The sequence below is a fragment of the Sphingosinicella sp. genome (assembly GCF_041916975.1).
Classification (GTDB): domain Bacteria; phylum Pseudomonadota; class Alphaproteobacteria; order Sphingomonadales; family Sphingomonadaceae; genus Sphingosinicella.
Genome location: NZ_JAYRYK010000001.1, coordinates 703,265 through 725,356, shown reverse-complemented (window position 1 = coordinate 725,356; position 22,092 = coordinate 703,265). Strand labels below are relative to the sequence as shown.

Below are 22,092 nucleotides of genomic sequence, written 5' to 3'. Positions count from 1 at the left end.
AGGGAAGTGTTCATGCAGTCCAGGATCATGCTCGCCGGTATCGCTGTCGCCATCGCCACGGCCTCGAGCGTTGCGTATTGCAAGACGGCGGAGCCGAGCATCGCACCGCTTTCGATGCAGCTGACGCGCAGCGGCGAAGCGCTCCTCAATGGCCACAAGGCGCAGGCCGCGATCGATCAGTTCGAAACTGCGCTTGCCGTGGATCCCCGCAACACACGCGCCTACATCGGCATTGCGCGCTCCTACGACCAGCTCGGTCTCCCCGGCCGCGCCGTCAAGTTTTACCGCGAAGCGCTCGCCATCGATCCCAACGACCTCACCGCGCTGTCGGAACAGGGCGAGGCGTACATGGCGCGTGGTGCCGTGGCGCTTGCGAAGGGCAATCTGGAGCGCATCCGTAAACTCTGCCAGAGCGAATGCCAGAATGCGGTGACGCTTGCGGCGACGATCGAGAAGGGGCCTCCGGCGACGGTAACGGCGGCCGCTGAGAAGCCCGCGCCCAAGATTAACTAAGAGCAGACCAGCAGCGCGCGAGCGCCACAAACTCATCAACCGAAAGCGTTTCCGCGCGCCGTGCGCCGTCGATGCCGCTTTCTGCAAGCGCTTCGAGCCCGCCGGGCAGTGCCTTAAGACTGGCGCGGAGCATCTTGCGGCGCTGGCCGAACGCTGCCGCCGTCACCCGTTCCACCGCATTCACCGGCACGCCTTCCGGCGCGGCGGACGGCACGATGTGGACCACCGCCGAATCCACCTTGGGCGGTGGAATGAAGGCGCGCGGCGGCAGCGACAGTGCGATGCGTGGCCGCGAACGCCACTGCGCGAGGACCGACAGGCGCCCGTAAGCGTCGGTATCCGGCGCCGCGACGATGCGCTCAGCAACTTCCTTCTGGAACATCAGGCTGAGGCTCAGCCACCACGGCGGCCACGGATCGGCCGTGAGCCAGCGAATGAGCAGCGCTGTGCCGACGTTGTAGGGCAGGTTTGCGACGATGTGCGCCGGGCCGCCGAGCACTGCAGGCTCATCGATCCGCATAGCATCGCCCTCGATCACGGTGAGGCGCCTTTCCGCAGCCTCGCCGAGTTCGGCAAGCGCGGGGAGGCAGCGGCTGTCCATCTCCACCGCTGTCACGAGTCCCCCGGCGCGCAACAGGGCCCGCGTGAGCCCGCCGGGGCCGGGGCCGACCTCGTAGACGCGCGCGCCGGAGAGCGGGCCCGGAACGCGGGCTATCTTGTCGAGAAGGTTGGAATCGAACAGGAAATTCTGTCCGAACGCCTTTTTCGCCGTAAGGCCGTGCCGCGCGATTACCTCACGCAGCGGCGGCAGCGCGGCGAGACCGGGCGGCAGGGTGTCAGTCAATCGCGCGGTGCACGGCGCAGGCGTGCGCTGTTCTGATCGCGGCTGCCATGGCGCGATGGCTCGCGATCCCCTTGCCGGCGATGTCGAACGCGGTGCCATGGTCGGGTGCGGTGCGGACGATCGGCAGGCCGAGCGTCAGGTTCACGCCTTCATCGAAGTGCAGGGTCTTCAGCGGCACCAGTGCCTGATCGTGATACATGCAGAGCGCGGCGTCATAGCTCTTGCGGGCATGTTCATGGAACATCGCGTCAGCGGAAAGCGGCCCGAACGCGTCGATGCCCTCGGCGCGGAGTTCGGCGATCGCGGGAGCGATCACATCGATTTCCTCGCGCCCGAGGAGCCCGCTTTCGCCCGCGTGCGGATTGAGCCCGGCAACGGCGAGGCGCGGATTCTGAATACCGAAATTCCGCGCCAGTCCCTTCGCCGCCGCCCGCCCGCGGCTGACGATGAGGTCGGTGGTGAGCCGCTGCGGCACATCGGCGAGCGCGATGTGGATGGTGACGGGCACGGTGCGGAGCGTCGGTCCGACCAGCATCATCGCGAGGTTTGCCGCGAACACGCCGCAGCGTTCGCCCACGAATTCCGTTTGCCCGGGATGCGTGAAGCCGATCGCCTGAAGCTGTGCCTTCGAAACCGGCCCCGTGACGAGTGCGCCTGCCGCGCCACTGCGGGTGAGGCCGGTGGCGATTTCGAGCGCATCGAGCGCGCAGCGTGCGCCGATCAGCGTTGGCTTGCCGGGCTCGACCACCTCGCTGTCAGCGACCTCGATCAGCGGCAGCGCGTCGCAGCAGGTGCCGACATCCTCGGGGTGCTCGATCTGGCAGACCTCACCTTTCCAGACCCCCGCGAGCGAATCGCGATTGCCGATCCCGAAGAAGGGCGGAAGTCCGAGCGCTTCGCGTTGTTCCCAGCACCGCCCGATAATCTCAGGACCGATACCTGCGGGGTCCCCAAGCGTGACGGCGATCGGTGGAATCATCTGGCCCGGATCACCGATAGTCGATAACGGCGTCGCGGCGAAGGTCGCGCAGGTAGCGGCGGGCCGCCATGGCGACCTTGCTTTCTTCCATCTGCGCGTAAAGCTGGTCGAACGACGGCGCCCCGGCGGCGGGCGGGTCTTCGCGGCCGCAGAGCACCAGCACACGGATGCCGTCCTCTCGGGTGCCGAAGGGCGGCGTGCTCTGGCCAATCTGCATCGGTTCCATGATCTGCTGAAGCTGTGGTGGCAGATCGCCGAGCCGAACCTGGTCGTTGGCGACAACGTTGCCGCCGAAGCTCTCGGCCAGCGCCGCGGCGCCGCCGCCGCCGCCCATGCCCTGCGTGCCTGCCTGCAGTCGCTGCACGATTCCGGCCGCCTGCTGCTGTGTCGCATCAGCCGCCAGCGGCACCGTGATCTGCTTCACGGCGAGCACTGCGTCCTTGGGATCGGCCGCAAGCACCTGCCGCTTGTCGACGAGTGCGATAATCGCGAAGCCGCCGGGAATCTGGATGGGATTGGAAACGTCACCGCGCGGCAGGCTTTCGACCACGGGTGCGAGTTCGGGCGAAAGCTGCGCCGGGCGCACCCAGCCGAGATCGCCGCCCACCGCTGCCGTCGAGGCTTCGGAAAACTGCCGCGCATAGGCGATGAACGAGCCGCCCTGCCGCACCTGATCGACGATGCGCTGTGCGTTCTCCCTAACCTGCTCCGCGTTTTCCGCAGTCGCGGTCAGGAAGATTTCGGCGATCCGAAATTCCTCTTTGCCCTTGGAGGCATTGAGGCGGTCGATCAGCGCCTGCACCTCGTCGTCACCGACGTTCACGAACGGTTCGACCTTGCGCCGCAGCAGGCGGCTCCATGCGAGTTCGGCGTGAATCTGCTGCTTCAGCGAATTCTGCGATGTGCCCCGCGTTTTCAGAAATGCGTCGAACTGGTCCACACTCATGCGGAAGTTGGAGGCGACACGGGTAAATGCCTGATCGACTTCGTCTTGCGAGATCGTGACTTCCTGCCCGGTCGCTTCCTGGATCTGCAGCTTTTCGTCGATCAGGTTGCGAACCACCTGCAGCCGCAAGCGCACGCGCTCATCATCGGAAATCTGACCCTGGTTCGCGGCAAGCACGAGATTGAGGCGCTGGTCGATATCGGTATCGGTGATGACGTCACCGTTGACGATTGCGGTCGCCTTGCGGATCGTTGGATCGACAGGCTGGCCGAGAATCTCGATATCCGGATCGGAGAGGCCCGCGAGCGGGGAATTCTGGGCCAATGTTGACCCTGCAGCAAGAACTGCGACACTGGCAGCAAGCCAGCGCAGCGTCGAAAACCTCATCAATCTCTCCCCCGTCCCGGCGGCGCCGAAGCGGTCTTGTAGCCTCTCAGGTCATGCCGCCTAGCACGCGCGGACATGAATGTCAGCGTATCGTTTACGCTTGGCAGCAGGGCTAGTCCCCCGCGGCTGAACCGCCGATTAGCGGCCAAGGTTCTTGAGGCTGATCGAGAAGAGGAAGGCGTTGCCGCGCCGGAAGTCGCGGTCTTCCACATAGTCGCGTCGCCACGTGACACCGAACTCGAAGCACTCGTCCTGATAGGCGATGCCGAGCCGGTGGCGTACCATCTCGAACCCGTCGGAGGTGTTGAGCGGATCTTCGGCGCGCGAAGTGAGGTCGAGGATCACCGAGCCGATCACCGACCAGTAGCGCGCGAAGCTGACACGGCCGCCGGCGCGCAGTTCCTCACGGTCTTCGAGGTCCTCGATGTCGATATCGCGGTCGAGCTTCACGTAGCCGACCGTCGCGTAGGTCCGCTTGTTGCCCACTGTCACGTCGATCTCGTTGCGGCGCAGCTTTAAGCTGGTCTTGTCGAGGCGGAAGCGGTGCGTCACGTCGAAGCCGCTGCCGATGCGCAGCGTGTTGCGGCCGACGAAGTCGGAGAAGTTGCCTGAAAGGCCTGTGCCCTGCGGAAATGTCGCCGGTGTGTCGTCAAAGCGGTAGCTTTGACCGAATTCGCTTTCGATCTGCCAGCGCGGGCGGTCGAGCCGCCATGTGGCACCGTAGGTCACGCGCTGCCCGCCTTCCCATCGGTCCGCGCCTGGGAAGCGGTTCAAGTCGAAGAGGTTTGTATCGTCGAGATCGACGGCGCGTGAATCCTCGTTGGGGATGTCGTCGTTCACATCGCTCGGCGAGACGGAGAACTGCACGCGCGGCGTCAGCGTTTGCGTGCCGCCGAAGGCGGGGCCGGCGAGCGGCCATTCGATATCGAGTGCGGCGGCGGGCAGGATGCGTCCCTCCCAGCCGTCGCGCCCGGCGTAGATCGGCAGCTCGGCGAAGGCGCTGTCTGTGATGTGATAGATGTCGCCGCGGACAAGGGCGGTCGCTGTCACACGCTGTCCCCACGGCGTGATCGCGCTGCGCTTCCATTCCGCAGAGGCCGAGGCGCGCTGCGTGTCCATACCGTCGGTGCGCGTGACCGCCGCCGTATCCGCCGCCAGCTTCAGTCGGCCGCCGCCGATCGTCTCGCTGGGCGACCACATGTAATTGATCAGCGGCAGCGCGATCGGGGTCAGCCCCGCGACGTCCGTCTGCCGAAGGCCCTGGAAAGCCCAGCCTTCGATCGCGAAGTAGCTCTCCACACCGAAGCGCTCGAGCTGGTAGAAATTCCGCAACGTGTCGTCGCGCGAGATGTCGTAGCGGCGCAGGAACGTGTCGTCTGTGGCGAGGCGAAGGCCGAAGGTCGAGCGCCAGTCGCGGCCATGCTGGAGGCGGCCGTTGCCGTAGACGTAACCGCGGAACTGCTTGTTCGGGATGCCGGTTCCCGCGGGGTCGGGGAAGTCCAGTTCCGACGAATAGGTACCGATACCACCGAAACGCAGCGGGCCCGATGCGGTTTGGTGCCGGTATTCCACCGAGAGCGCCGGGTTGACCTCCGTGTAGAGGATCGGGGCGATGGTGAGGTCGTTATGGTCGGAAAAGCTCAGAAAGTATGGCAGTTCAACCGAGACGCCTAGCGACCGGTCGATGGTGACGGACGGGACGAGGATGCCGGTCGCGTTGCGGCCCGGCCCGTCCGGATGCGACAGGCTCGGCGTGTAGAAGATCGGGATGCCGAGGAATTCGAGGCTCGCATCCTTGTAGTAGACACGCTTGCGATCGGGATCGTGGCGCACGCGAAGCGCCTTCACCTGCCACAGCGGCTCCTTGGGGCAGCCGTTTTCGCCGATGATGTCGCAGGGCGAATAGACGGCGCGGTTCACCGTGGTGCGACCGTCGTCGCGGCGGCCGTCATGGGCGGCAAGCCGTCCGCCGTCCCGAAGTACGAGGAGGATGTTCTCGACCGCGCCGTCGCGCAGCGATTCGTCCAGCTCGACGCGTTCGCCGAAGGCTTCGTTGCCCTCGGGATCGATCACTTTCACAGCGCCGCGCGCCTCGACCTTGCCGGTCTTGCGGTCGTATTCGACCTCGTTCGCGGTGAGGCGGTAGCCGTCGCGCGTGACGACGACGTTGCCGCGCGCCGTCACCAGCTGCGTGTCATCGTCATACTGCATAGTGTCCGCAGCGAACTCGATCGCGTCGCCCGGTTTCAGCACCGGACCGGCATCCACGTCGGTAGCGCCTTCCGTCTGCGCCAGCGTAGGCGCAGCGAATCCCGCGAGCGCGGTGGACAGCAGAAAGGCGGCAAGGCAACGGGACAAGAAAGCGCTCCCCGGACAGGCGGATAGCGCCTCTTACCCGCGGCGCACCCGCGGCGGCAAGCAGCGCCCGTCGATACGCCGTGAATTGCGGTCCGCCTGCCGGACGGCTAGAACGCCCCCGATCGTTTTTTCTTCTAGGGAGAGTCCTTCCGATGCGCATCGAGTTCGGGGTTACGTCGCACACGCCGGGCACGGCCCTAGTGGTTTTCGCTGCGAAGGACGCGGTGCTTTCGGGGGCGGCGCAGGCGCTCGACGCAGCGCTTGGCGGTGCGGTCGCCAATGCTGTGAAGACGGCGCGGTTCGAAGGCGACGTCGCGCAGATCGTGGAGCTGCTGGCACCCTCGGGTACCGATGCCTCGCGCGTCCTCGTGGTCGGCACGGGCAAGCCCGGTCATGCTGACGCTGCCATATTCGAGCGGATCGGTGGCGCGCTCGCCGCGCGGCTGTTGACCTCGGGCGAAACGAAGGCGACGGTCGATTTCGGCGGGCTCAGCGATCTCGCACTCGATACCCCGAAGGCCGCCGCGCATCTCGCGCTCGGCGCATCGCTCCGCGCGTGGCGGTTCGACAAGTACCGCACCAAGCTGCCCGAAAAGCAGAAGCCGACGCTCACCGAAATCGCCATCGCCAACGCCGGTAGCGCAGGGCAGGAATGGGCGCGGCTCGAACCGCTCGTCGAGGCTGTGGGCTTCACGCGCAGCCTCGTCACCGAGCCCGGAAACGTCATCTACCCGGAAAGCTTCGTGGAGCGCTGCCGTCCGCTCGCCGACCTCGGTATCAAGATCGAGGTGCTGGACGAAAGCGAGATGCGGGCGGCGGGAATGGGCGCGCTGCTCGGCGTCGCGCAGGGCTCGGCGAAGCCGCCGCGCCTGCTCGTGATGGAGTGGGACGGCACGAACGGCAAGGCGAAGACATCCACGGTGTTTGTGGGCAAGGGCGTGACCTTCGACACCGGCGGCATCTCGATCAAACCCGCCGCGGGCATGGAAGACATGAAGTGGGACATGGGCGGCGCGGGCGCGGTTGCGGGCGCGATGAAGGCGCTTGCGCTGCGCCGCGCCAAGGCGCGCGTCGTCGGCATCTGCGGCCTTGTGGAGAATATGCCGGACGGCAACGCCCAGCGCCCCGGCGACGTCGTGACGACGATGTCGGGCCAGACGGTCGAGGTGATCAACACCGACGCCGAAGGCCGCCTGGTGCTCTGCGACGCGATCACGTGGGTGCAGAAGCGTTTCAACCCGGAGGTCATCGTCGATCTCGCGACGCTGACCGGCGCGATCATCATCAGCCTTGGCCACGAATATGCGGGCCTCTTCTCGAACAGTGACGAGCTTGCGAAGCAACTCGTCACTGCGGGCATCGCGACGGGCGACAAGCTGTGGCGCTTCCCGCTCGGCAGCGCCTACGACAAGATGATCGACTCGCCGATCGCCGACATGAAGAACGTGGGCTCGCGTGATGCGGGCTCGATCACGGCTGCGCAGTTCATCGGCCGCTTCGTGAACGACGGCGTGAAGTGGGCGCACCTCGATATCGCGGGCATGGCGTGGTCTGCGAAGGCCGGCGCGACATGGGAGAAGGGCGCCACCGGCTATGGCGTGCGTCTGCTCGACCGTTTCGTTGAGGATACGCTGGAAGCGTGAGCGACGCGCTCACACCGGTTGGCTTCTATCACTGCACGCGGTCGCGGCCGTTCGACGTCGTGCCCGTCCTTGCGGGCAAGGCGATCGAAGCCGGGCACCGTGTGCTCGTCCACGCCTCGCACGGCAACGAACTCGATGCGCTGGACAGCCACCTGTGGACCTACGATCCCGGCAGCTTCCTGCCGCACGGGCGCGACAATCCGGCGGTTCAGCCCGTACTGCTGTCCGATGATTTCGCGCCCGCGAATGGTGCCGATCTGCTGATTTCGGTGGGCGGAAAACTACCCGGCGACCCGGCAGTGTTCGCGCGCGTGCTCTACCTCTTCGATGGCAACGACGAGGACTCGCTCACAGCAGCGCGCGCGCATTGGCGGGCCCTGAAGGCGCGCGAGGGTGTCCAGCCGGTCTACTGGACCCAAAGCGAGAAGGGCGGCTGGCAGAAGGCGGGGTAGGCGCGGCTTGCAATCGGACCCGCGCCCGGATATTGGGCGCGCGACTTCCTGAAACGACACAACAAGCCCTATCTGGAGACCTCCCATGGCGCTGCAGCGTACTTTTTCGATCATCAAGCCCGACGCGACGCGTCGCAATCTCACCGGCGCCGTCACCAAGATGCTGGAAGAGGCGGGCCTCCGCGTCGTCGCTTCGAAGCGCATCCACATGACGAAGGAACAGGCCGAAGGCTTCTACGGCGTGCACCGCGAGCGTCCGTTCTTCGGCGATCTCGTCTCGTTCATGACCTCGGGCCCGGTCGTCGTGCAGGTTCTCGAAGGCGAAGACGCCGTCGCGAAGAACCGCGAAGTGATGGGCGCCACGAACCCGGCGAACGCCGATGAGGGCACCATCCGCAAGGCGCTCGCGGAATCGATCGAGGCGAACACGGTGCACGGCTCCGACAGCCTTGAAAACGCGAACATCGAGATCGCCTTTTTCTTCACGCCTGAAGAAATCGTCGGCTAAAGACTCCAGAGTCTGTCGAGGCGGGCGGCGGCATCGTCGCCCGCCACGCTTTCGCGGCGCACGAGCCCGCGAAGCTTGACCGTGCGGCCGAGAATGACGCGCGGCTCAATGTGGTACACGATGTCGTAGATGGCGGTTTCGGTGCGCGGGCCATCGGCCGCTTCGCACCGGCTGGCGATCACGACCGGCAGGCGCCCGTCTCGCGCGTCCTTGTCCACCGCCTTCAAGAGCGCGCTTTCGAACCAGTCCGCTTCGATGCGATGATCGAGAACGGTGCTTTCCGGCCCGACGCCCAGCGCGCTCGGGAAAAGGATATCTGTGCTTTGCAGGGCGCAGTCCGCCGCCTTGAAGGCAAGGCCGGCACCGCCTGCATCGATTGCGATCAGCCCGATCGATTTCGGCCGGGGCGAGGCTTTCTCCGCCCGTCGTTCCTCCTCCGCCGATTTGCGCTCGTCGTAGTTGTTCCACAGCGTGAGCGCCGAGATCACGACGGCGATCACGGCCACGGTTTCGCCGAGCGAGAGCCAGCGGCGACGGATGCGGGCAGTTTCGGCGGCTTTCTCGGCGTGCGTTTCGGGGATTTCCGGTACGTCAGAAGACATCGGCGAGTTTCCTTGGCGCGGACAGGCGCCAGCTTTTCATGAGCCAGTCGTTTACGTGGTCCCAGTCCGGCTCACCCTCGTCGAGCCGGATGCCGATCCAGCCGTAGGGGCCGAGATAGGGCGGGCGGTAGTAAAGATCGGGGTCGGCCTCGATCAGCATGGCCTGTTCTTCAAGGCCGCTCGTCTTCACCAGCAGCGCGGTGATGCCGCAGCCGTGGTGATCGTCGCTGAAATAGGCGAAGAACTTGCCTTTCTCGACGTAGAAACCGGGCGCGCCGTGCGAGAGTTTTTCGGCGGCGGCGGGCAGGGCGAGTGCCCGCGCGCGGACGGCTTCAAGCAGGGCTTCGGGATTGGAGGACATCGGCGGCACACTTCGCAAGCGCTGCGGGATACAGGCGATGTTCCTCTTTCAGCACGCGCTCTGCAAGCGTTTCCGGCGTGTCCTCCGCAAGCACGGGAACGCGCGCCTGCGCCACCACAGGGCCGTCGTCCAGCTCCGGCGTCACGATGTGCACCGAACAGCCGGCCTCGGCATCGCCAGCTTCGATCGCGCGGGCGTGCGTGTCGAGCCCCTTGTATTTGGGGAGCAGCGAAGGGTGGATGTTGAGGATGCGACCCTTCCAGGATTCGACGAATTCGGGCGAAAGCAGCCGCATATAGCCCGCAAGCGCGATCATTTCGACGTTCGCGGCACGCAGCGCCGCATCGATCAGCCTGTCGAACTCGGCGCGCTTCATGCCGCGATGATCATGTGCCCAAATGGCCACGCCGCGCTCATCCGCGAAGCTGAGGCCGGCCGCTTCGGGGTTGTTGGAAGCGACGAGGACGACCTCGTATGGGCAGTCCTGCGCCTCGGCGGCGGCAAGGATCGAAGCCATGTTGCTGCCGCGGCCGGAGATCATCACCCCGACGCGGAGTTTAGGCGACATGCACGGCTTCCCAAGCCTCGCGGCTGCCCCACGTTTCTGCGTCGCCGACGACAGTGCAGCCGGTTTCCCCCGCATCGATCGCACCGATCACGTATGCGGTTTCCCCGGCAGCAGCGAGTGCGCCGAGCGTCGCTTCGACGTCCGCCGATGCAACCACCGCGACCATGCCGATGCCGCAGTTGAACGTGCGCGCCATTTCTCCGGCGGCGATGTTGCCTTCATGCTGGAGCCACGCGAACGCAGGCGGAAGCGCCCATGCAGCCGTGTCGATGCGGGCGTGTGCGCCCTTCGGCAGCACGCGCGGCACGTTTTCGAGGAGCCCTCCGCCGGTGATGTGCGCGAGCGCCTTGATGCGGCCCGCGCGGATTTCCGGGAGCAGCGGCTTCACATAGATGCGCGTGGGCGTGAGGAGCGCTTCGCCGAGAGGGCGCGATGTGTCGAACGGGGCGGGGGCGTCCAGCGCGTGGCCCTTGTCGGTAACGATGCGGCGGACGAGCGAATAGCCGTTCGAATGGAAGCCTGAGGATGCGATGCCGAGCAGCACGTCGCCGTGCGCGACGCGCTCGCCGGTCAGCTGCTGGCCGCGTTCGACGGCGCCTACGGAAAAGCCGGCGAGGTCGTAGTCGCCAGCGCCGTACATGCCCGGCATCTCGGCGGTCTCGCCGCCGATGAGCGCGCAGCCGGCGATGCGGCAGCCTTCGGCGATACCGGCAACGACAGCCGAAGCGACGCCTTGCTCCAGCTTTCCGGTCGCGAAATAATCGAGGAAAAACAAGGGCTCGGCGCCCTGCACGACGAGGTCGTTCACGCACATCGCGACAAGATCGATGCCGACTGTGTCGTGCTTACCTGTATCGATGGCGAGTTTCAGCTTGGTGCCGACACCGTCGGTCGCCGCAACGAGCAGCGGATCGTTGAACCCGGCGGCCTTCGGATCGAAGAACGCGCCGAAGCCGCCGATTTCGGCGTCCGCGCCGGGACGCGCCGTCGCCTTCACCAGCGAGGAGATCGCCTTCACGAAGGTGTTTCCGGCGGCGATGGAGACGCCTGCGTCGGCGTAGCTGTACGATTTGCCCGTGGTCATCGCGCGGCCATAGCGCCGAAGCGAGAAATATTCGACTCCCAATTCGCGCCGCGTTTGGCATAGAGGCGCCGTGACCTTCAAACGCAAGCTCAACGGATGGATGGCGGCCGCGCTTGCGGCGCTTGCGGCGGCCGTCGCGGTGCCGCTGCTTGCGCAGGATGGCGATCGCCCAGAAGCGCCCGCTGAAGCGCCCGCAGCCGGGGGCAGCGCGTTTCTCGTCAGCGATATCGATGTCGATGTGGTTGCGGGCTCTGCGGAAGCTGCGCGTGTCGCCGCGTTCCGCGAGGCGGCGCGGCAGGCGTGGCCGCAGCTTTATGCGCGGATGACGGGCGTTGCCGCCTCGGGCGCGCCCAAGCTGCCCGACAGCGCGATCGAGGGGATGGTGAGCGGCGTCGAGGTTCAGAGCGAGCATTTTTCCGACAAGCGCTACGTCGGCAAGCTCGGCGTCGTGTTCGACCGTGTCCGCGCCGGGGAGCGGCTGCCTGCGAACGCGCGCGTGTTGCAATCCGCGCCGATGCTGTTGCTGCCGGTGCTCGCGGACGGCGGTGTGACCTCGGTTTATGAAGGCCGCTCGCCGTGGCTGCAGGCGTGGTCACGCTTCGGCACGGATTCGAGCCCGATTTCCTATGTCCGCGCTGGTGGCAGCGCGTCCGACGCGATGCTGCTCACCGGCTGGCAGGCGCGGCGCGACAACCGCGGCCTCTGGCGCTCGATCCTGTCGCGTTATGGTGCGGAGAATGTTCTGGTGGCGGAGGCCTGGCTCGACCGCACCTATCCGGGCGGGCCTATCGTCGGCACCTTCCTTGCCAGGCATGGGCCGGATTCGGCCGTGCTGACACGGTTCCGTCTGCGCGCCGGGGCCGCGGGCGAGCTTGATGCGATGCTCGACACCGCCGTGCGGCGGATCGATTCCGCTTATGCGCGCGCGCTTCAGTCCGGCGTGCTGCGCGCCGACCCGACTTTGACACTGGCGCTGGAACCGGTTTCTGTATCGCCGCTGCTCGATCCGGCGGAATCGCTGGGTTCGATGGGCACCACCGTCAGTGTCGCGACGCCCGATGCAGCGAGTTGGAATGCGATCGAGGCCGCGCTCGGCGGCGTGCCCGAGGTGGACGGCGTCACGCTGCTCGGGCTTTCGATCGGTGGCATGTCGCAGGTGCGCATCAATCACACGGTCGATTACGCGATGCTTCGCTACGCGCTCGATCAGCGCGGCTGGCGTCTCGATGGCAGCCAGCTTCGCCGCCGCGCGGAAGGCGAGGCGCCGCTGCCGCGCCCTGCGGTCGCGCTGCCGTCGCTGCCGGTCGCCGACGATGCCGTCACCGAAAGCGACGGACCGCGCGACCTGATGCCCTCGGAGAACGAACGGTGAGTGAGGGCGCCGTCCTCGGCGGTCGGCGGCGAATTCCGATCCGCTGGATTCTCGTCGCCGCGATCATCCTGTGGTTCGCCTATGCGACACGCGGCGTGCTCGGACCGTTCATCGCCGGGCTTGTCATTGCCTACCTGCTCGACCCGGTGGCGGACAGGCTGGAGCAGCGCGGTGTTCCGCGCTGGGTGGCGGCGATGCTGATCCTCGTGGGCTTCTTCGGCGTGTTCGCGCTGCTGATCCTCGCGATGGCGCCGCTCGTGGCTGCGCAGTTCCAGCAACTTGTGCAGAACCTGCCGCAACTCATTCAGTCGCTTGGACCTCTGGTCGAGCGCCTTTCGGATGCGGCTGGCGACGTTGTTGCGATAGAAACGCTCAGCAACGACCTGATGCACCGCGCCGCAGCGTGGCTCAGCACGCTTGCGAGCGGCATCCTCAGCCGCGGCCTTGCGGTCTTCAACCTGCTCGCGCTGTTCGTGATGATGCCTGTCGTCGCCTTCTATGCGCTGCGCGATTACGATGCGCTGACGACACGTATCAACGCGTGGTGGCCATCGCGCTGTGCGGGCACGATCCGCCGGTTGCTCGGCGAATCGGATGCCGCGCTGGCTGGCTTCGTGCGCGGCCAGTCGCTTGTTTGCCTGTCGCTTGCGATCTTCTACTCGGTGGGCTGGAGCCTGATCGGCCTCAACTACGCGCTCGTGCTCGGCACGCTCGCGGGTGTGCTCGGCTTCGTGCCTTATCTCGGCGTCGTCGTCTCGGTGGGGCTTGGGCTGCTCGTCGGTCTCGGCCAGTGGGGGCCGGACGTGCTGCACCTTGGCCTCATCGTGGGCATCTTCTTCGTCGGGCAGCTTCTGGAAAGTACCGTGCTGACGCCGAACCTGATCGGCAACCGCATCGGGCTTCATCCGCTGTGGGTGCTGTTCGCGGTGTTCGCGGGCGGCGAACTGCTGGGCATCCTCGGCGTGTTCCTGGCTGTGCCGGTCGCCGCGGTTCTCGGCGTCGTCATGCGCTGGCTGCTCGGCGAGTATCTGAAAAGCCCGCTCTTTCTGGACGACGAGTCGCCGCCAGAGGACGTGACCCTTTCCGCATGAGCCAGTTCGCGCTGCCACTCGAATACCGGTCGGCCGACGGGGAAGCGGATTTCTACATTTCGGAGGCGAATGCTGCTGCGGTTGCGATGCTCGACCGCTGGCCGGATTGGCCGTCGCATACGCTGATCGTCGTCGGCCCCGAAGGCTCGGGCAAGAGCCACCTGTTGCGGCTTTTCGCGGGGCGGCATCCCGGCGCTGTGCGCATTTTCGACGATACCGACGCGCCCGGCCGTGACGAAAATGCAATGTTCCATGCGTGGAACGCCGCGCAGGCAGGTGGTCCCGCGCTGCTCGTCGCGGCGCGGACGTCGCCCGGCGAATGGAATGTGCGGCTGCCCGATCTTGCCTCTCGCCTCGGTGCGGCGGGGATCATCCATATCGATGCCCCCGACGACGCGCTGCTTGCCGAAATCGTTGCAAAATCTTTTCGCGAACGTGGCCTGCGCGTTTCACCAATTGTCATAGAGTATATGGTACAACGGATCGAACGCAGCTTTGCCGCCGCCGCATCCGCTGTCGCCGCGATCGACGCCGCCGCTCTTGCGGGGCAGCGCGCCGTGACCGTGCCGCTGGTGCGCGCGGCGCTGCTGCTTGGCGATACGGCGGACGGAAGCGAAAGTGGCGAAACGTAACATCAAGGCGGTCGGGAACGGCAACGCGCGGTACTTCAACCGTGAGCTTTCGTGGCTGGCATTCAATGCCCGCGTGCTCGAAGAGGCGGAAAACGTCCGCCATCCGCTGCTCGAACGCCTGCGTTTCCTGTCAATCTCCGGCGCCAATCTCGACGAGTTCTACATGGTCCGCGTGGCGGGTCTGCACGGACAGGTGGAAGAGGGGGTCGAGCTTCGCAGCCCCGACGGCGCGACGCCCGCGCAGCAGCTTGCCGCCGTTACGGATCGCGCAGATGCGCTGATGCGCCAGCAGCAGAACGTGTGGCGCGCGCTTTCCAGCGAGCTTGCGGTTGCGGGCTTTCACGTCCTCAAAGGCCCCGAGCTGTCGCCTGAAGACGAGAGATGGCTGGAAACCTATTTCCGTGAGCAGATTTTCCCCGTGTTGACGCCGCAGGCGATCGATCCGGCGCACCCGTTTCCCTTCATCCCCAACCGCGGCCTCGCGCTCACCATGGAGCTGAAACGCGAATCGGATGGCGAGGAGCTGCTTGCGCTGGTGATGATGCCGGCGCCGCTCGCGCGTTTCGTACGCCTGCCGGGCGCGCAGGCGCGCTACATCGCGCTCGAGAACGTGGTGCGCATCTTCGCCGATGACCTGTTCCCGAACTTCAAGATCATGGGCGACGGTGTGTTCCGTGTGATCCGCGACAGCGACATCGAGGTGGAGGAAGAAGCCGAAGACCTCGTCCGCTTCTTCCAGACCGCGATCAAGCGCCGCCGGCGCGGCCGCGTGATCCGCCTGAAGATCGAGGACGGCACACCGCCGCGCCTCCACCAGATGGTTCAACATGCGCTCCACATCGACGACCGTGACGTGACCCCGGTCACGGGCATCATCGGTGTCGCCGACCTCGCGCAGCTCGTCGAGGAGGATCGCCCGGACCTCAAGTTCGAGCCTTATACGCCGCGCTTCCCGGAGCGCATCCGCGAATACGGCGGCGATTGTTTCGCAGCGATCCGCGCCAAGGACATCGTCGTCCACCACCCTTACGAGAGCTTCGACGTCGTGCTCGCTTTCCTGCGGCAGGCGGCCGCGGACCCGGACGTGGTCGCGATCAAGCAGACGCTTTACCGCGCCGGCAAGCAGTCCGCCGTGGTCCGCGCACTCGTCGACGCGGCGGAGGCGGGCAAGTCGGTGACCGCGGTCGTCGAGCTGAAGGCGCGTTTCGACGAGGAGCAGAACCTCGTGTGGGCGGCGGCGCTGGAGCGCGCGGGCGTACAGGTCGTCTATGGCTTCATCGACTGGAAGACGCACGCCAAGATATCGCTCGTCGTGCGCCGTGAAAACGGTAGCCTTCGTACCTATTGCCACCTCGGCACGGGCAATTATCACCCGGTGACGGCACGCATCTACACCGATCTCAGCTTTTTCAGTGCGGACCCGAAGCTCGGCCGCGATGCCGCGCAGATCTTCAACTACGTGACGAGCTACGTCGAGCCGCGCGGGCTGGAGGCGATGACGATTTCGCCTTCGGGGATGCGCCAGAAGCTCACCGCGCTCATCGACGCGGAAATCGCCAATGCGGAAGGCGGCCGGCCGAGTGGCATCTGGGCGAAGATGAACTCGCTGGTCGATCCGGCGATCATCGACAAGCTCTACGAGGCGAGCGCGGCGGGCGTTCCCATCGAGCTTGTGATCCGCGGCATCTGCTGCCTGCGCCCCGGCGTGCGGGGGCTTTCGGAGAATATCCGCGTGCGCTCCATCATCGGGCGTTTTCTCGAACACAGTCGCATCGTCGCCTTCGCGAACGGCAGTGCGCTACCCTCGCGCAAGGCACTGCTCTTCACCTCGTCGGCGGACTGGATGCCGCGCAACTTCGACCGCCGCGTCGAGTTGCTCGTGCCGATCGAGAACCCCACGGTGCACGCGCAGATCCTCGATCAGGTGATGCTCGCGAACCTCAAGGACACGGAGCAGTCGTGGGAACTCCACCCGGACGGGAAATATGAACGCATCGCCTCGCCCGGGGAATCGTTCAATCTGCACCGTTATTTCATGACGAATCCGTCGCTTTCGGGTCGTGGTGCCGCCATCAAGGCGGCCGCCCCCGTGCCCCGGCTCTACCTATCGGAACCGGACGCGGGCCTTCCTGCCGCCGCCGCCGAATAGACTCGTGTGAAGCCAGCCGTTATTGCCGAGCGCATTGCGGCAAACGGGTGCGGCGACAGGGGCAAACGAATGGCGCTGAGCGCGACGAAAGACCGCCGTCGGGCCGGGGATATTCCGGTCAACGCCGTCATCGACATCGGCTCGAACTCGATTCGCCTTGTCGCCTTTCGCGGCGACCGGCGCACGCCGCTGGTGCTGTTCAACGAGAAGGTGATGGCCGGGCTCGGCCGGGGTGTCGCCGATACCGGCGCGATCACGCCCGAGGGGCTGGAAACCGCGCGCGCCGCGCTCACACGCTTTCGTCTGCTATGCGATGACATGAACGTCGATCGCCTTCACGCCTTCGCGACAGCAGCGGTGCGCGATGCCAGGAACCGCGATGCCTTCCTTGAAATGGCGAAGAAGCGCTGTGCGCTCGATGTGCGCATACTGAGCGGCGCAGAGGAGGCGCGGCTTGCCGCCTACGGCGTGATCGCCGGTATCCCGAATGCCGATGGTGTCGTTGGCGATCTCGGCGGCGGCAGCCTTGAACTCGTCCGCGTGAAGAAGGGCAAGCCGCACAGCCATCTGTCGTTGCCCATCGGCGCACTGAAGCTTGATGCCGCGCGCAAAATAGGCGGGCGCTCGCTGGCGGGGCTGGTGAAGAAAGCGCTCGCCGAGGTGAAGTGGGCGGGGCAGGGGAAGGGGCTTCCCTTCTACATGGTCGGTGGCTCGTGGCGCGCGCTCGCGCAGCTTCACATGCATCTCGCCGACTATCCGCTGCCGGTCGTCCACCAGTATGCGATGGATATCGCCGGAATCGACCACATGGCGCGCGCGCTGCCGAACCTCAGCCCCAAGCGCCTGCGCGCGATCCCGCGCCTGTCCTCGGCGCGTATTCCGCAGCTTCCCGGCGCTGCGCTCCTGCTCCGCGCCGTCGTGAAGCGACTCGGAAGCAGCGGCGTCATCGCCTCGTCCTATGGTATTCGCGAAGGTATCCTCTACGCGGACCTGCCGAAGGACATTCAGAAGGAAGACCCGCTCGTCTCCGCCGCGAAGCAGGAGGCCGCGATTCAGGGTCGCTTCCCGCTCCACGCCGAAGCGCTGATGGAATGGATGAACGGCATGTTCGCGCCGGAAGCGCCCGATCACACGCGGCTGCGACTCGTCGCCTGCGTGCTTGCGGACACGGCATGGCGCGCGCACCCGGATTTCCGCGCGGAGCGGGGGCTGGAGCTGGCGCTCCACGGCAACTGGGTCGGGATCGACGGACGTGAGCGCGCGCTGCTCGGCACGGCGCTGTTCGCGGCCTATGGCGGCTCGGCGAACGATCCGGCGATCGCCGACCTGCCCCGGCTCGCGTCGCGCGAGGAACTGAACCGCGCCTTCAAATGGGGGCTCGCGCTCAGGCTCGGTCAGCGTCTCACGGCAGGTACGGCCCGCCCGCTCGAAAAGAGCCGCGTCTACCGGGAAAACGGCCAACTCATCCTGACGCTGACCCCTCGCTACCAGCCGCTTTATGCAGAGGCTGTTGCCCGCAGGCACGAAGCTTTGGCGGCGGCAATGGGACTTACAGCAGTGTTTGCTGTCGAAAAATCATAGGCAGCGTTGCCCAATAGGAACGCGTGTGCAAGCTGGACACCGCTCTTTGAAAGGGGCTTTGTAGGCCCTGTGTCCATGCAAATTCGATACGCGCGAGTGTCAGCCGCGCGAAAAGTCACACTGTAAGAAAATGCGCTTCTGAATAAACTTTGTGACCTTTCGCCTGGGGTCAGGCGATCTCGGTCATCCTCAGCTTGCCGTTCTGAACGGCGAAGCTCAGCCGCCCTTCCACCAGCGCAAGAGCATCGCGGCCAAAGACTTCGTAGCGCCAGCCGTTCAGCAGCGGCAACCCGTCGCGGACACCCGCGGCGAGGGCTTCGAGGTGGTCTGCCTTGCCGATAAGTTTCGGGGCGACATCAGCCTCTTTGCAGCGAATCTTCAGAAGCAGCTTCAAGAGATCGGCGACGAGAACGGCATCCGATCCTAAGCGTGGTTTGCCTGCGTCGCGCTCTGGCATTTCGCTTTCTGGCATTGGCACGGCGGCATCCAGCGCCTCCATCAGCCGCGCGCCCATATCGTTCGTCGTCCAAGTCTTCGAAAGCCCGCGCACGCGGCCGAGCGCTTCCTGATCGCCGGGCGGATGCGCGGCGAGGTCGGCGAGCGTTTCGTCCTTCACGATACGCCCGCGCGGCAGGTCGCGGCGCTGTGCTTCAAGCTCGCGCCACGCGGCGAGCGCCTTCAGCCGTCCGAGCGCATCGGCCTTGCGGCTCGGCAGGCGGATGCGCTGCCAAGCGGTTGATGGGTCGTTGACGTAGTTTTCAGGCGTCGTCAGCCGCGCCATTTCCTCGTCGAGCCAATCGCCGCGCCCGGTTTTCTTCAGGCGACCAAGCAGCTTCGGGAACAACTGGATGAGGTGGGTGACATCGCCGATCGCGTAATCAAGCTGGCGCTTGTCGAGCGGGCGGCGCGCCCAGTCCGTGAAGCGGGCGCCCTTGTCGAGATTGGCGCCGGTGAACGAGGCGACAAGATTGATGTAACTGACCTGCTCGCCCATCCCGAGCGCCATCGCCGCCACCTGCGTGTCGAACACGGGCGAGGGCGTCTTGCCGGTCATGTTGTGGATGATCTCGATATCCTGACCGCCCGCGTGGAAGATCTTGAGGACGTCTGACTCCACGAGAAGGTCGAGCATCGGCTTGAGGTCGATGCCGCTCGCCTTCGGATCGACAGCCGCGGCCTCCTCCGGCGAGGCGAGCTGGATCAGGCAAAGGTCGGCCCAGTATGTGTTCTCGCGCATGAACTCGGTGTCGACGGCGATATAGTCGGCGGTGGCGAGGTGGGCACAGAAGGCGGCGAGCGTTTCGGTATCGGTAATCAGCGGATGGATTTTCATGGACGGTTCTATTAGGGCGGTCGGCGCTTCCATGCCAGCGCCTTGACAACAAGGGCGCAGGCATGTGTCTGGCCCGCCACAAACACCGGAATCGAGTGAGAATGCACGTCTATCGCACGCACCATTGCAGCGCCCTTCGCAAGGCCGATGTTGGCAATACCGCCCGCATCTCGGGCTGGGTCCACCGGAAGCGGGACCACGGCGGGCTGCTGTTCGTCGACCTTCGCGACCACTACGGGCTCACGCAGGTGGTGTGCGACACGGATTCTCCGGCGTTTTCCGTGCTCGATGGCGCGCGGGCCGAGAGCGTGCTCACCGTGACCGGCAAGGTCGTCGCCCGCTCTGACGCGACCGTGAACCCGAACCTGCCGACCGGCGAGATCGAGCTGTGGGCCGCCGAGGTGACGGTGCAGTCCGCCGCGTCCGAGCTGCCGATGCCGGTGGCGGGGGATACCGAGTATCCGGAGGATATCCGCCTCAAGTACCGCTACCTCGACCTCCGCCGCGACCGGCTGCACCGCAACATCGTGCTGCGTTCGAACGTCATCGCTTCGCTGCGCCGCCGCATGATCGAGCAGGGCTTCACCGAGTTCCAGACGCCGATCCTGACCGCATCCTCGCCCGAAGGCGCGCGCGACTTCCTGGTGCCGAGCCGTATGCACCCCGGCAAGTTTTACGCGCTGCCGCAGGCACCGCAGATGTTCAAGCAGCTCCTGATGGTCGCGGGCTTCGACCGCTACTTCCAGATCGCGCCCTGCTTCCGCGACGAGGATGCCCGCGCCGACCGTTCGCCCGGCGAGTTCTACCAGCTCGACTTCGAGATGAGCTTCGTGACGCAGGACGACGTGTTCAACGCGATCGAGCCCGTGCTCGCGGGTGTGTTCGAGGAGTTCGCGAACGGCAAGTCGGTGACCCCGGCGGGGTCGTTCCCGCGCATTCCGTACCGCGAGTCGATGCTGAAGTACGGCAACGACAAGCCGGACCTTCGCAACCCCATCGAGATCGTGGATGTTACCGAGCACTTCCGCGGTTCGGGCTTCGGCATCTTCGCGAAGATGGTGGAAGGCGGCAACGTCGTGCGCGCCGTCCCCGCGCCGAAGGCGGGCGAGCGTAGCCGCAAGTTCTTCGACGACATGAACGACTGGGCGCGCAGCGAAGGCTTCGCTGGTCTCGGCTACATCAACATCAAGGACGGCGTGCCTGCCGGTCCCATTGCCAAGAACCACGGCGAGGAGGCGACCGCGAAGCTGATCGCGGCGCTCGGCCTCGGCCCGGACGACGGCGTGTTCTTCGCGGCGGGCAAGGAAGCCGACGCAGCGAAGCTCGCGGGCAAGGCGCGCACCAAGGTGGGCGAAGACCTGGGGCTTATCGAGGAGGGGGCTTTCAAGTTCTGCTGGATCGTCGATTTCCCGATGTTCGAGTACGACGAGGAAGCCAAGCAGGTCATCTTCTCGCACAACCCGTTCTCGATGCCGCAGGGCGAGCTTGAGGCGCTGGAGACGAAGAACCCGCTCGAAATCCTCGCGTGGCAGTACGATATCGTCTGCAACGGCATCGAGCTGTCGTCGGGTGCGATCCGGAACCACAAGCCGGAAATCATGTACAAGGCGTTCGAGATCGCCGGCTACAGCCAGGAACAGGTCGACACGAACTTCTCGGGCATGATCAACGCCTTCAAGTTCGGTGCCCCGCCGCACGGCGGATCGGCGCCGGGCGTCGACCGCATCGTCATGCTGCTGGCGGACGAGCCGAACCTCCGCGAGGTGGTGCTGTTCCCGATGAACCAGAAGGCCGAGGATTTGATGATGAACGCCCCGGCCAGTGTCTCCGATCGACAGCTGAAAGAGCTTTCGATCAAGCTCGACCTGCCGAAACCCAAGGCGGGGTAAGGCGATGAAAGCGCCGTCGCTCCACCGCCTGCCGAAGTTCGAGAAAGTCTCGAACGGCGACTACGAGGCGGCGCTGAAGACGGTGCAGGAGCGGCTGGCCGCCGTGCAGGCAAGCTGTATCGGCCGCCGTCGCCGTGCCATCGTGGCGGTCGAGGGTCTCGACGCGGCGGGGAAGGGCGGCTTCATCCAGCGGCTCACCGCACCTTGGGATCCGCGCTTTTTCGACGTGCAGCCGATCAAGGCGCCCGATGCCGAGGAGCGGGCTCACCACTATCTCTGGCGTTTCTGGCAGAAGCTGCCGGCGCATGGCGAAGTGAACATCTTCGATCGCACATGGTACGGGCGCGTCCTCGTGGAGCGCGTCGAGGGTTTCGCAACCGAAGCCGAATGGCGCCGTGCCTACGATGAGATCAACGCCTTCGAGAAGACGCTCGTCGATGACGGCGCCGTCATCATCAAGTTATTCTTCACGGTGAGCCAGGAGGAGCAGGACGAGCGGCTGGTCGAGCGGCTGGAAACGCCCGCGAAGCGCTGGAAGGTCTCGCCGGAGGACTTCCGCAATCGGCTGAAGCGCGATGCCTATGTCGAGGCCGCCGAAGACATGTTCGCCCGCACGCACACGGCCTATGCGCCGTGGACGATCATCGACGGCGAGCACAAGAAGACCGCGCGCATCACCGCGTTGAACCTTGTTGCGGAGCGGCTTTCAGATGGGCTCGACCTGTCACCGCCTGCGCTTTCGCCCGATATCGTGAAGCTGGCGAAGGCTGCTTTCGGCAAGAAGCTGAACCTCGGCTAAC

18 protein-coding genes and 1 pseudogene are annotated in these 22,092 nt (G+C 65.7%); 11 read left to right on the top strand and 8 right to left on the bottom strand.

All coding sequences use genetic code 11. The features are described 5' to 3' along the window. Window positions 1–12 precede the first annotated feature (12 nt). Entirely contained in the window at window positions 13–513 is a 501-nt protein-coding gene (locus ACE3TJ_RS03425) for a tetratricopeptide repeat protein (protein WP_374593860.1), read from the top strand. On the opposite strand, the gene rsmA is transcribed toward ACE3TJ_RS03425, so the two are convergent. The 4 genes from rsmA to ACE3TJ_RS03405 all read right to left on the bottom strand — a co-directional run bounded on the left by rsmA (window position 506) and on the right by ACE3TJ_RS03405 (window position 6,027). Next, the gene (rsmA, locus tag ACE3TJ_RS03420) at window positions 506–1,357 is read right to left on the bottom strand and encodes a 16S rRNA (adenine(1518)-N(6)/adenine(1519)-N(6))-dimethyltransferase RsmA (protein WP_374593858.1); all 852 of its coding nucleotides are present in this window, start codon (window positions 1,355–1,357) and stop codon (window positions 506–508) included. The genes ACE3TJ_RS03425 and rsmA overlap by 8 nt on opposite strands. Continuing rightward, window positions 1,350–2,336 (bottom strand): 4-hydroxythreonine-4-phosphate dehydrogenase PdxA, encoded by a 987-nt coding sequence (gene pdxA, locus ACE3TJ_RS03415; protein ID WP_374593856.1) that lies wholly within the window; start codon window positions 2,334–2,336, stop codon window positions 1,350–1,352. The genes rsmA and pdxA overlap by 8 nt, the downstream gene beginning before the upstream one ends. A gap of 10 nt (window positions 2,337–2,346) precedes the next feature. Continuing rightward, the gene (locus ACE3TJ_RS03410; protein WP_374593854.1) at window positions 2,347–3,669 is read right to left on the bottom strand and encodes a peptidylprolyl isomerase; all 1,323 of its coding nucleotides are present in this window, start codon (window positions 3,667–3,669) and stop codon (window positions 2,347–2,349) included. Window positions 3,670–3,807: 138 nt separating this feature from the next. Further along, window positions 3,808–6,027, bottom strand: coding sequence for an LPS-assembly protein LptD (locus ACE3TJ_RS03405; RefSeq protein WP_374593852.1), 2,220 nt, complete (start codon window positions 6,025–6,027; stop codon window positions 3,808–3,810). A 152-nt stretch (window positions 6,028–6,179) separates the two neighbouring features. On the opposite strand from ACE3TJ_RS03405, the gene ACE3TJ_RS03400 reads away from it, so the two are divergent. The 3 genes from ACE3TJ_RS03400 to ndk all read left to right on the top strand — a co-directional run bounded on the left by ACE3TJ_RS03400 (window position 6,180) and on the right by ndk (window position 8,630). Next, window positions 6,180–7,670, top strand: a complete 1,491-nt coding sequence (locus ACE3TJ_RS03400) for a leucyl aminopeptidase (protein ID WP_374593850.1) — start codon at window positions 6,180–6,182, stop codon at window positions 7,668–7,670. After that, window positions 7,667–8,122 (top strand): DNA polymerase III subunit chi, encoded by a 456-nt coding sequence (locus ACE3TJ_RS03395; protein WP_374593848.1) that lies wholly within the window; start codon window positions 7,667–7,669, stop codon window positions 8,120–8,122. The genes ACE3TJ_RS03400 and ACE3TJ_RS03395 overlap by 4 nt, the downstream gene beginning before the upstream one ends. 85 nt (window positions 8,123–8,207) lie before the next feature. Beyond that, window positions 8,208–8,630, top strand: coding sequence for a nucleoside-diphosphate kinase (ndk, locus tag ACE3TJ_RS03390; protein ID WP_374593846.1), 423 nt, complete (start codon window positions 8,208–8,210; stop codon window positions 8,628–8,630). Here the strand turns inward: ndk and ACE3TJ_RS03385 are convergent. The 3 genes and pseudogenes from ACE3TJ_RS03385 to purM all read right to left on the bottom strand — a co-directional run bounded on the left by ACE3TJ_RS03385 (window position 8,627) and on the right by purM (window position 11,245). Further along, window positions 8,627–9,232: a hypothetical protein gene (locus tag ACE3TJ_RS03385; RefSeq protein ID WP_374593844.1), complete on the bottom strand. Its 606-nt coding sequence runs from the start codon at window positions 9,230–9,232 to the stop codon at window positions 8,627–8,629. The two genes, ndk and ACE3TJ_RS03385, sit on opposite strands and share 4 nt — an antisense overlap. Beyond that, window positions 9,222–10,161, bottom strand: a pseudogene (gene purN, locus ACE3TJ_RS03380) (phosphoribosylglycinamide formyltransferase). Before purN ends, ACE3TJ_RS03385 begins: the two are co-directional and overlap by 11 nt. Beyond that, on the bottom strand, window positions 10,151–11,245 hold the full coding sequence (gene purM, locus ACE3TJ_RS03375; RefSeq protein WP_374593842.1) for a phosphoribosylformylglycinamidine cyclo-ligase: 1,095 nt from the start codon (window positions 11,243–11,245) through the stop codon (window positions 10,151–10,153). The pseudogene purN and the gene purM overlap by 11 nt, the downstream one beginning before the upstream one ends. A gap of 70 nt (window positions 11,246–11,315) precedes the next feature. Between purM and ACE3TJ_RS03370 the strand changes: the two genes are divergently transcribed. The 5 genes from ACE3TJ_RS03370 to ACE3TJ_RS03350 all read left to right on the top strand — a co-directional run bounded on the left by ACE3TJ_RS03370 (window position 11,316) and on the right by ACE3TJ_RS03350 (window position 18,070). Further along, on the top strand, window positions 11,316–12,617 hold the full coding sequence (locus ACE3TJ_RS03370; RefSeq protein ID WP_374593840.1) for a heavy-metal-associated domain-containing protein: 1,302 nt from the start codon (window positions 11,316–11,318) through the stop codon (window positions 12,615–12,617). After that, window positions 12,614–13,708: an AI-2E family transporter gene (locus ACE3TJ_RS03365; protein WP_374593838.1), complete on the top strand. Its 1,095-nt coding sequence runs from the start codon at window positions 12,614–12,616 to the stop codon at window positions 13,706–13,708. Before ACE3TJ_RS03370 ends, ACE3TJ_RS03365 begins: the two co-directional genes overlap by 4 nt. Then, window positions 13,705–14,340: a chromosomal replication initiator DnaA gene (locus tag ACE3TJ_RS03360; RefSeq protein WP_374593836.1), complete on the top strand. Its 636-nt coding sequence runs from the start codon at window positions 13,705–13,707 to the stop codon at window positions 14,338–14,340. The genes ACE3TJ_RS03365 and ACE3TJ_RS03360 overlap by 4 nt, the downstream gene beginning before the upstream one ends. Further along, the gene (locus tag ACE3TJ_RS03355; RefSeq protein ID WP_374593833.1) at window positions 14,327–16,489 is read left to right on the top strand and encodes an RNA degradosome polyphosphate kinase; all 2,163 of its coding nucleotides are present in this window, start codon (window positions 14,327–14,329) and stop codon (window positions 16,487–16,489) included. The genes ACE3TJ_RS03360 and ACE3TJ_RS03355 overlap by 14 nt, the downstream gene beginning before the upstream one ends. 69 nt (window positions 16,490–16,558) lie before the next feature. Further along, a complete protein-coding gene (locus tag ACE3TJ_RS03350; protein ID WP_374593831.1) occupies window positions 16,559–18,070 on the top strand; it encodes a Ppx/GppA family phosphatase in 1,512 nt (503 codons plus the stop codon). 169 nt (window positions 18,071–18,239) lie between these two features. Here the strand turns inward: ACE3TJ_RS03350 and rnd are convergent, their stop codons facing one another. Further along, window positions 18,240–19,403, bottom strand: a complete 1,164-nt coding sequence (rnd, locus tag ACE3TJ_RS03345) for a ribonuclease D (protein WP_374593829.1) — start codon at window positions 19,401–19,403, stop codon at window positions 18,240–18,242. Between the two features lie 101 nt (window positions 19,404–19,504). Between rnd and aspS the strand changes: the two genes are divergently transcribed. Continuing rightward, window positions 19,505–21,292: an aspartate--tRNA ligase gene (aspS, locus tag ACE3TJ_RS03340; protein ID WP_374593827.1), complete on the top strand. Its 1,788-nt coding sequence runs from the start codon at window positions 19,505–19,507 to the stop codon at window positions 21,290–21,292. A gap of 4 nt (window positions 21,293–21,296) precedes the next feature. Then, a complete protein-coding gene (locus tag ACE3TJ_RS03335) occupies window positions 21,297–22,091 on the top strand; it encodes a polyphosphate kinase 2 family protein (protein ID WP_374593825.1) in 795 nt (264 codons plus the stop codon). Window position 22,092: the final 1 nt, after the last annotated feature.

Bases quoted from the DNA above. Each gene is read 5' to 3' on its own strand.
- ACE3TJ_RS03425 (WP_374593860.1), top strand. From the start codon at position 13: ATGCAGTCCAGGATCATGCTCGCCGGTATCGCTGTCGCCATCGCCACG.
- pdxA (WP_374593856.1), bottom strand. From the start codon at position 2,336: ATGATTCCACCGATCGCCGTCACGCTTGGGGACCCCGCAGGTATCGGT.
- ACE3TJ_RS03410 (WP_374593854.1), bottom strand. From the start codon at position 3,669: ATGAGGTTTTCGACGCTGCGCTGGCTTGCTGCCAGTGTCGCAGTTCTT.
- ACE3TJ_RS03400 (WP_374593850.1), top strand. From the start codon at position 6,180: ATGCGCATCGAGTTCGGGGTTACGTCGCACACGCCGGGCACGGCCCTA.
- ndk (WP_374593846.1), top strand. From the start codon at position 8,208: ATGGCGCTGCAGCGTACTTTTTCGATCATCAAGCCCGACGCGACGCGT.
- ACE3TJ_RS03385 (WP_374593844.1), bottom strand. From the start codon at position 9,232: ATGTCTTCTGACGTACCGGAAATCCCCGAAACGCACGCCGAGAAAGCC.
- purM (WP_374593842.1), bottom strand. From the start codon at position 11,245: ATGACCACGGGCAAATCGTACAGCTACGCCGACGCAGGCGTCTCCATC.
- ACE3TJ_RS03360 (WP_374593836.1), top strand. From the start codon at position 13,705: ATGAGCCAGTTCGCGCTGCCACTCGAATACCGGTCGGCCGACGGGGAA.
- ACE3TJ_RS03350 (WP_374593831.1), top strand. From the start codon at position 16,559: ATGGCGCTGAGCGCGACGAAAGACCGCCGTCGGGCCGGGGATATTCCG.
- rnd (WP_374593829.1), bottom strand. From the start codon at position 19,403: ATGAAAATCCATCCGCTGATTACCGATACCGAAACGCTCGCCGCCTTC.
- aspS (WP_374593827.1), top strand. From the start codon at position 19,505: ATGCACGTCTATCGCACGCACCATTGCAGCGCCCTTCGCAAGGCCGAT.
- ACE3TJ_RS03335 (WP_374593825.1), top strand. From the start codon at position 21,297: ATGAAAGCGCCGTCGCTCCACCGCCTGCCGAAGTTCGAGAAAGTCTCG.